This is a genomic window from Pseudomonas sp. NPDC098747 (assembly GCF_044760045.1).
Taxonomy (GTDB): Bacteria; Pseudomonadota; Gammaproteobacteria; order Pseudomonadales; family Pseudomonadaceae; genus Aquipseudomonas.
The window spans coordinates 1-2,688 of sequence record NZ_JBIWAL010000104.1 but is presented as its reverse complement, the minus strand read 5'-3'; the positions used below and the strand labels follow the sequence as shown (position 1 = coordinate 2,688).

4 protein-coding genes are annotated in these 2,688 nt (G+C 56.8%); 3 read left to right on the top strand and 1 reads right to left on the bottom strand.

Annotated elements, in window-relative coordinates; genetic code table 11:
- Positions 1 to 91: 91 nt before the first annotated feature.
- The 3 genes from ACIQVE_RS28780 to ACIQVE_RS28770 are packed head-to-tail and all read left to right on the top strand — an operon-like array spanning position 92 to position 2,244.
- Positions 92 to 1,495 (top strand): sodium-dependent transporter, encoded by a 1,404-nt coding sequence (locus ACIQVE_RS28780; protein ID WP_042557576.1) that lies wholly within the window; start codon positions 92 to 94, stop codon positions 1,493 to 1,495.
- 7 nt (positions 1,496 to 1,502) lie between these two features.
- Positions 1,503 to 1,937 carry a type II toxin-antitoxin system RatA family toxin gene (locus tag ACIQVE_RS28775; protein WP_402815235.1) on the top strand — a complete coding sequence of 145 codons (435 nt, stop codon included), beginning with the start codon at positions 1,503 to 1,505 and terminating at the stop codon, positions 1,935 to 1,937.
- Positions 1,930 to 2,244: an RnfH family protein gene (locus tag ACIQVE_RS28770; RefSeq protein WP_402815233.1), complete on the top strand. Its 315-nt coding sequence runs from the start codon at positions 1,930 to 1,932 to the stop codon at positions 2,242 to 2,244. The genes ACIQVE_RS28775 and ACIQVE_RS28770 overlap by 8 nt, the downstream gene beginning before the upstream one ends.
- Before the next feature lie 60 nt (positions 2,245 to 2,304).
- Here the strand turns inward: ACIQVE_RS28770 and ACIQVE_RS28765 are convergent.
- Positions 2,305 to 2,688, bottom strand: a 384-nt coding sequence (locus ACIQVE_RS28765; protein WP_402815231.1) for an outer membrane protein assembly factor BamE, incomplete at its 5' end; no start/stop codon positions are given.

The window sequence follows — 2,688 nt, the reverse complement described above, 5'->3', positions numbered from 1 at the left end:
AATTATACTACGAACAACCAGATATAAATACTAAATAAAAATAATACCCTACAATACGCACTAAATATCTAACGCTTGGGCGTGATAAACGATGTCGACAGACAAGGTTTCTGTCCACGGCAGTTGGGCTAGCCGCTGGGTATTCATACTCGCCGCGACCGGTTCGGCCGTGGGACTGGGTAGTATCTGGAAGTTCCCGTACATGGTCGGGGTCTACGGCGGCGGCGCCTTTGTGCTGATGTTTCTGGCATGTATCGCGTTGATCGGGATCCCGGTCATGTTGGCTGAAACCCTTATCGGCCGGCGCGCGCGGCAGAGTCCGGCCAACGCTCTGAAGGTGCTGGCAGTAGAAGCCGGGCATTCGGGCAAGTGGTCGTGGGGCGCGTTCGCCGGAATGATAACGGCCCTGTTGATCCTGTCTTTCTATAGTGTGGTCGGCGGCTGGTCGCTGGATTACATCATCGATATGGGCCGTGGCGACTTTCAAGGCGCCACGGCCGCTCAGGTCGGTGCCTACTTCGGTAATGTGATCGCTGATCCGTGGCGCCTGACACTTTGGCACACGATTTTTATGCTGCTGTCGGCGTTGGTGATCGCCAAAGGCGTGGTCGCCGGGCTTGAGCGCAGCTTGCGAATCATGATGCCGTTGCTGTTCGTGATGATTCTGGTGCTGCTCGGCTACAGCATGACCACCGGGCATTTCATGGAGGGCGTGCACTTCATGTTCGACTTCCACCCGGAAAAAGTCCTCGACGGATTGCTGCCAGCGATGGGCCACGCGTTCTTTTCGCTGAGTGTGGGCGTCGGTTCGATCATGATCTACGGCGCTTACATGCCGAAGAATTCGTCGTTGTCCGGCACGGTCGTCGGTGTGGCGCTGCTCGATACGTTTGTATCGCTGGTGGCCGGTCTGGCCTTGTTCCCGATCGTGTTTGCCGCTGGCCTGAACCCGAGCGAAGGCCCTGGCTTGATGTTTGTCAGTCTGCCATTTGCCTTTGGTAACGTAGCGTTCGGCCAACTGATGGGGGTAGTGTTCTTCGTGCTGGTGGCGGTTGCCGCCTGGAGTTCGGCGATTTCCCTGCTGGAGCCGATGGTCGCGTACCTGGTTGAACGCACGAAAATTAGCCGCGCCTGGGTCACATTTTGGTTGGCTTTTACCTGCTGGTTCGTCGGTTTGGGCACGGTGTTTTCCTTCAATATCTGGAAGGAAGCCAAGTTTTTCGTGAACGAAGGCGGGATGTTCCATCTCTATCAATGGGGTGCGGCAAGCGGTCTGGACTTCTTCGGCGTGATCGATTTCTTCACCTCGCGGATCATGTTGCCACTCGGTGGTTTGTGTTTCGTGTTGTTTGCAGGCTGGGTGATGGGCCGTGAAGCGGTGCGCGACGAGTTGTCGATCCGCAATCCGGCGCTGTTCGCCCTGTCCCTGTTCTTGATGCGCTATGTGGCGCCCATCGGCATTCTTGTAGTGTTTGCCGCTCAGCTCTGGAAGTAACGCTTATATGACGACACATATTCAACGATCGGCGCTGCTGCCGTACCCGGCGCAATTTCTCTACGACCTGGTCAATGACGTGGCGCGTTATCCGGAATTTCTGCCGTGGTGCTCGTCTGCCGAGGTGCTGGAGAGTTCGCCTGCGCACATGCGTGCAAGTGTCGGCGTGGCCAAGGGTGGCCTCAGTCAGCATTTCGTGACGCGCAATACGCTGGTGCCGGGGCAGTCGATCGAGATGAACCTCGAAGAAGGCCCGTTCAATCAGTTGCACGGCGTCTGGGTGTTCAAGGTGTTGAACGAAAAGGCCTGCAAGATCAGTCTGGATCTGTCGTTCGACTACGCAGGGCCGATCGTGCGTGCCACGCTGGGGCCGCTGTTCAATCAGGCTGCGAACACGCTGGTGGATGCATTCTGTCAGCGCGCCAAACAGATGCATGGTTGAGTCGATGATCGAAATAGAGGTCGTGTATGCGGCCGTTGATCGTCAGGTCTTGCGCACAGTCAGTGTTCCTGAAGGGGCGACGGTGCGTGATGCCTTGCTCAAGTCCGGAGTTGGCGACGAGTTCCCTGAGCTTGATCTGGCGGAATGCCCGGTGGGGATCTTCGGTAAAGTGATCGCTCACCCAGAGGTTCGCCTTATTCAGGCGGGGGATCGCATCGAAATTTATCGCCCGTTACTCGCCGATCCGAAAGAGGTGCGGCGCTTGCGTGCTGCCAAGGCGGCTGAGGCGAAAGCTCGTAATCAGTAAGAGAGCCAAACGGCAGACAATAAAAAACCCGGATTTCCGGGTTTTTTATTGCGTCGCAAATTATTGCGGCGAGGTGTCCAGCGGCTCTGGCGTCGGAACCGGAACGGTTTCTACACCATCGACGTCCTTCTGGATCTGATCCAGCAAGGAACCTGGCTTGACCGGTTTTTCCGGTGCCGGCTGCTCGGCATTTTCAGCAGGAGCGGTAACGGTCGTGCCGCTGTCCTTGCCGAGAATGGCTTCGTCACGGCTTACGCCCGGCATAAAGTCACCGGACAGGCTGACGAGCTGGTCGTTCGAGTTGAAAATAACACTCATGCGTTCCTGCTGGCGTTCACCGCCACCAGGTTGCAGGCTATACAGATAATCCCAGCGATCGGCATGGAACGTGTCGGCAAGCAGAGGGTTGCCCATGATAAACCGTACTTGCGGCCGGGTCATTCC

Excerpts from the sequence above, each read along its gene's own strand:
- ACIQVE_RS28770 (WP_402815233.1), top strand. The coding sequence starts at position 1,930 with ATGGTTGAGTCGATGATCGAAATAGAGGTCGTGTATGCGGCCGTTGAT.
- ACIQVE_RS28780 (WP_042557576.1), top strand. The coding sequence starts at position 92 with ATGTCGACAGACAAGGTTTCTGTCCACGGCAGTTGGGCTAGCCGCTGG.
- ACIQVE_RS28775 (WP_402815235.1), top strand. The coding sequence starts at position 1,503 with ATGACGACACATATTCAACGATCGGCGCTGCTGCCGTACCCGGCGCAA.